The organism is Hydrogenophaga sp., from assembly GCF_022844385.1.
Taxonomy (GTDB): Bacteria; Pseudomonadota; Gammaproteobacteria; order Burkholderiales; family Burkholderiaceae_C; genus Hydrogenophaga.
The window spans coordinates 4,168-9,259 of the sequence record NZ_JALHLX010000131.1; the positions used below are offsets into that span (position 1 = coordinate 4,168).

Genomic DNA, 5,092 nt, shown 5'->3' on the forward strand with positions numbered 1-5,092 from the left:
AGCGCCGGGCCCGGCGGCACTGCGGGCACGCTGGCCACCGCGACGTCGGGCGCTACCTCGGTGCATGGCGCCTCGGCTTCGTGCATCAGGTCGATGGCCGCGCCCAGCTGGCCGCCCAGGGCCATCAGCAGGTCTTCGTCTTCAAAGCTGAACTGCAGGTCCAGCGGACTCTCGACGAACAGCACACCCACCACCCGCCCGGCCGACCGCAGCGGCACCGCCAGCTGGCTGTGCGGCTCGGGCAGGCCAGGGTAGGGAATGTCGGTGTTCTGCGGGCACGCGTCGCCCAGGCTGTTGCGCATGGCGCGGCTGTAAAGGTAGGCGCTGGTCATGTGCATGATGCGCACCGGCGTGCATTCGCGCGCGGCCACGCCGATCACACCGTCGCCCAGTGCGATCTCCGAGCCCACACCCGAGGTCTCGTAGCCGCGGCTGGCCACGGTGTACAGGCGCTGCGTGGTGGTGTCCAGGATCAGCACCATGGCATGGCGCACGGCGAGATCCTGCACCAGCGCGTCCAGCGTGGCGTCGAGCGCCTCTCCCAGGTTGCGCGCACCAGAGAGCTGCGAACTGGCGCGGCGCAACACCGAGAGATGGTTGGGTTTGGGCGGCGGTGATGGCAGTGCCTCGGCCAAGGGCTCCTGCGGCAGCCGCTCGACCTCGATCACCTCGTGAATGTCCGACCCCCGCAGGCGGAACACATCGGCCATGCCGGTGTGCGAGGCGATGCCGGCCAGCTGCGCCTTCATGCTCTCGAACACCGGCCCCGAATCTTCGGTACGCAAATAGCGCAGGTGCAGCCGGTAAAACACCGCGTTCAGCGGGTTGAGCACCAGCAGCGTGGAGCGCGGGTTGGCCAGCAGGTTCTGGCGCGTCTTGTTGAAGAACTGGAACGACAGCGACACGTGGCCCTCGTCCACGTAATACACCTGCGAGATGTAGGCCACGTTGGGCGTGCCGTCAGCCGCACAGGTGGCCATGATGGCGGGAATGGCGCCTTCGAGGCAGGGGCGCACCTCGCCCAGGTCCACAGAGCGCCGGGGCAATGCGGCCGTCATGCGGCACCCCGGATTGGCTGGCCCGCTTTGGGGCCGGGGGTCTGGTCAAAGGCCAGCTCGGGCTCGAACTCGATCGCCACCACGTCGTCGAGACGGTGCGCCAGCATGGCGCGTGCATAGACCGCAGAAAAGCCGATGCGGGTGAGTTCGCCCTCCATGCCGCGCAGGTAACGCTGCAGCGCGGGTACGTCGGCGTCGGTGGCCTCACGCAGCCGGGCCGAGCGGGTCTTGAGCTGCACGGTCTTGTGGGTGCTGGGCTGGCTGAACACGGCGGCCAGCCGCGCGCTGCGCGCCACGTCCCGCAGCAGCTGGGTCGACTGGCTGCGGCAGACAAAGACGGTGATGTGGCGCCCACCATCGCCGATGTGGCTGCCGACCGCGCGCATCACGCTGGGCGTGAGGTCAGCGCCGCAACTGCTGACGATCACCGACACGCCGCCGTCCATCATGGCCAGGTGGTCGGGTGACAGCAGGGTCGGCGCGACGGCGGAATGCATGGTGGGGCGGCTGGCTCGGATCGCTCTGGATCATAGCCACGGCCCTGCCCGCAGCCAAGGGGCCGCGCCTACTTCATCGCTTCGCTCGGCGCACGGCTGTGTTCATTGTTGGTGTCCACCAGCAGGCGCAGCAGCTTCATGAACTCGGTGCGCTGGCGCTCGTTGAGCGGCCCCAGGATCAGGTCTTGTGCGCCCAGCATGGCCGGCACCGCTTCGCTCAGCAGTTGCACGCCGGCGTCGGTGAGTTCAAGCTGGCGGGCACGGCGGTCTTCGGGCGCGGTCTTGCGCTCCAGCCAGCCCCGCGCCTCCAGCCGGTCGACCACGCCGCCGGTGGTGGAAGCGTCGAGTGCGATCGTGCGCGCCAGTGTGCGCTGGTCGATGCCGGGGTGGTTGGCCACGGTCTGCAGCGCGGCGTATTGCACCGGCGTGATGCCGATCTCGCCGAGCTCCTGGAGGAAGATGCCCACCGAGATCTGGTGCAGCCGGCGGATGTAGTGACCGGGCTGGTGGTCGATGTCGACGGCGGGAGGGCTGCGTTTCATGGCGGGGCGATCGGTGTGGGCGGTGGCGCCCGGGGGTTGCGGGAATGCTAGCACCGGCCATACAATAAGTACACTGATCATCAGCATGCGTCCTATATCGAGGAGACACCCATGACAACAAGCCCTTCGGACCTGCCGGTGCTGGTCGCCGGCGGCGGCATCGGCGGCCTGGCCGCCGCCCTCGCCCTGGTGCGCCAGGGCTTTCGTGTGAAGGTGCTGGAGCAGGCGGCCGAGCTGGGCGAGATCGGCGCCGGCATGCAGCTCGGGCCCAACGCCTTTCACGCCTTTGATGCGCTGGGCGTGGGCGAGCAGGCGCGCAAACGCGCGGTGTACACCGACTTCATGGTCATGCACGACGCCATCGACGAATACCAGGTCGGCAAGATCCCCACCGGCGAGGCCTTCCGCCAGCGCTTTGGCAACCCCTACGCGGTGATCCACCGGGCCGATGCGCACACCTCATTGCTCGAAGGTGTGCAGGCCAGCGGGCAGATCGAATTTGTCACCTCCACCCGCGTGGTGCGCATCGAACAGGCCGCCGACGGTGTGACGGTGCACGACCAGCACGGCAACACCCACCGCGGCCTGGCGCTCATCGGTGCCGACGGCGTGAAGTCGGTGGTGCGACAGCAGTTCGTGGGCGACGAAGCGCGCGTGACCGGCCACGTGGTCTACCGCGCGGTGGTGGACAAGGCCGACTTTCCCGAAGACCTGCGCTGGAACGCGGCCAGCATCTGGGTCGGGCCCAACTGCCACCTGGTGCACTACCCGCTGCGCGGCGGCGAGCAGTACAACGTGGTCGTGACCTTTCACAGCCGTGAGCAGGAAGAATGGGGCGTGACCGAAGGCAGCCAGGAAGAAGTGCAGAGCTACTTTCAAGGCCTGTGCCCCAAGGCGCGTCAGTTGATCGACCTGCCGAAAAGCTGGAAACGCTGGGCCACGGCCGACCGCGAACCCATCGGCCAGTGGAGTTTCGGCCGCGTCACGCTGCTGGGCGATGCGGCCCACCCCACCACGCAGTACATGGCGCAGGGCGCGTGCATGGCGATCGAAGACGCGGTGACGCTCGGCGAGGCCTTGCGCGCGCACGGCAACGACATTGAACAAGCCTTCGACCTCTACCAACGATCGCGCGTGGCACGCACCGCGCGCATCGTGCTGAGCTCGCGCGAGATGGGCCGGATCTACCACGCCAAGGGGGTGGAGCGGCTGGTGCGCAACGACCTGTGGCGCGGGCGTTCACCCGAGCGCTTCTACGACGCCATGGAATGGCTGTACGGTTGGAACGTCGAGAACTGCCTCGCTTCGCACTGAACACACGGAGACACCATGAACGACCTCGGACGACTCGAAGACCTGCCCGCCGACTACGTGGCCGAGCTGCGCGCGCTCAACCTGGTGCCGCTGTGGCCCAGCCTGCGCGGTGTGTTGCCACCGACCATTCCCACGCGCCAGACGCAGGCCACGCATTGGCCCTACAAGACCATCAAGCCGCTGCTGCTGAAAGCCGGTGAGCTCACGCCCATCGAGAAGGCCGAGCGCCGCGTGCTGGTGCTGGCCAACCCGGGCCACACGCTGGAGAAGATGCAGGCCAGCGCGGCCATGTACCTGGGCATGCAGTTGCTCATGCCGGGCGAGTGGGCGCCCAGCCACCGCCACACGCCCAACGCAGTGCGCATGGTGGTCGAAGGCGAAGGCGCCTGGACCACGGTGGACGGTGAACGCTGCCCCATGAGCCGCGGCGACCTGATCCTCACGCCCACCGGCCTGTGGCACGAACACGGCCACGACGGAGACGAACCGGTGATCTGGCTCGACGTGCTCGATTTGCCGCTGGCCTTCTACCTGGAGGTGAGCTACCACCTCAACGGCGCGCGCCAGGAAACGAAGCCCGGCCAAGGCGACCGAGCTTACGCGCGCGCCGGTGTGGTGCCCACACCCGTGTTCGGCCGCAGCGGCAAGCGCTACCCCATGCTGCGCTACCCCTGGGCCGATGCAAAAGCCGCGCTCGTTTCGCTCGGGGCCGACCGGCCCGATGTGGACGCGGTGCAGGTGACCTACGTGAACCCCGAGACCGGCGAAGACGTGGAAAACATCCTCGGCTTTCACGCGCTGATGCTGCGTCCGGGCCAGACGCTGCAGTTGCCCGCGCGTTCACCGGCCGTGGTCTACCACGTGATCGAAGGCGCAGCGCGCGTGGCGACCGAGGCGAAGGCATTTGATCTCGTTGAAGCCGACACCTGCTGCATCCCCGGCTACACCGCCACCACCCTCACCAACGCCTCGGCCAGCGCGCCGGCGTTTCTGTTCATCGCCGACGAATCGCCGCTGCACCGCAAGCTCGGCGTGTACGAAGTGCGCCCCGACAACCAGCCCCACATGCCTTGAGCTCCGCCATGACCACCTACCTCTTCCCCCCACCGCCCGTTGCCGCCGTTCCCGTGCGCGGCCACGCCGGGCTGTTCCCCGTCAACCGCCTGTTCTTCGTCGGCCGCAACTACCACGCGCACGCGGTGGAAATGGGCAAGCCGGTGGACAAGTCGGTCGAGCGGCCGTTCTATTTCACCAAGGCGCCGCAGACACTGGCCCGCTCGGGTGCGACCACGCCCTACCCGAGCGAAACGGCCAACTACCACTTCGAGATGGAGCTCGTGCTGGCCATCGGCAAACCGGGCTTTCGCGTCAAGGCCGAAGACGCCCACGAAATCATTTACGGCTACGCCGCCGGCCTCGACATGACACGGCGCGACCTGCAACTGGTGGCGCGCGACAAGGGCCGCCCCTGGGACCTGGGCAAGGACGTGGAGCACTCGTCGGTGTGCAGCGAGATCGTGCCCATGCCCGGTGTGGTGATCGAGCGCGGCGCGATCGAGCTCTCGGTCAACGGTGCGGTGAAGCAGAAGTCCGACGTGGACAAGCTGATCTGGAACATCCGCGAAATCATTGCCGACCTCTCGCTCTTCTACCACCTGCAACCCGGCGACCTGATCTACAC

6 protein-coding genes are annotated in these 5,092 nt (G+C 67.7%); 3 read left to right on the forward strand and 3 right to left on the reverse strand.

The annotated features are described in order from the left end of the window. The 3 genes from Q0C59_RS16555 to Q0C59_RS16565 form a co-directional block, all read right to left on the reverse strand. On the reverse strand, positions 1 to 1,058 hold a 1,058-nt coding region (locus tag Q0C59_RS16555), incomplete at its 3' end, for a GAF domain-containing protein (protein WP_291217540.1). Then, on the reverse strand, positions 1,055 to 1,555 hold the full coding sequence (locus Q0C59_RS16560) for a hypothetical protein (RefSeq protein WP_291217542.1): 501 nt from the start codon (positions 1,553 to 1,555) through the stop codon (positions 1,055 to 1,057). The genes Q0C59_RS16560 and Q0C59_RS16555, both read right to left, overlap by 4 nt. Positions 1,556 to 1,623: 68 nt before the next feature. Continuing rightward, on the reverse strand, positions 1,624 to 2,097 hold the full coding sequence (locus tag Q0C59_RS16565; protein ID WP_291217544.1) for a MarR family winged helix-turn-helix transcriptional regulator: 474 nt from the start codon (positions 2,095 to 2,097) through the stop codon (positions 1,624 to 1,626). Between the two features lie 111 nt (positions 2,098 to 2,208). Between Q0C59_RS16565 and Q0C59_RS16570 the strand changes: the two genes are divergently transcribed. The 3 genes from Q0C59_RS16570 to Q0C59_RS16580 all read left to right on the forward strand — a co-directional run. Further along, positions 2,209 to 3,411, forward strand: a complete 1,203-nt coding sequence (locus Q0C59_RS16570) for a 3-hydroxybenzoate 6-monooxygenase (RefSeq protein WP_291217545.1) — start codon at positions 2,209 to 2,211, stop codon at positions 3,409 to 3,411. Between the two features lie 15 nt (positions 3,412 to 3,426). Next, entirely contained in the window at positions 3,427 to 4,485 is a 1,059-nt protein-coding gene (locus tag Q0C59_RS16575; protein WP_291217547.1) for a cupin domain-containing protein, read from the forward strand. 8 nt (positions 4,486 to 4,493) lie between these two features. After that, a partial coding sequence (locus tag Q0C59_RS16580) for a fumarylacetoacetate hydrolase family protein (protein WP_291217549.1) occupies positions 4,494 to 5,092 on the forward strand: 599 nt, incomplete at its 3' end.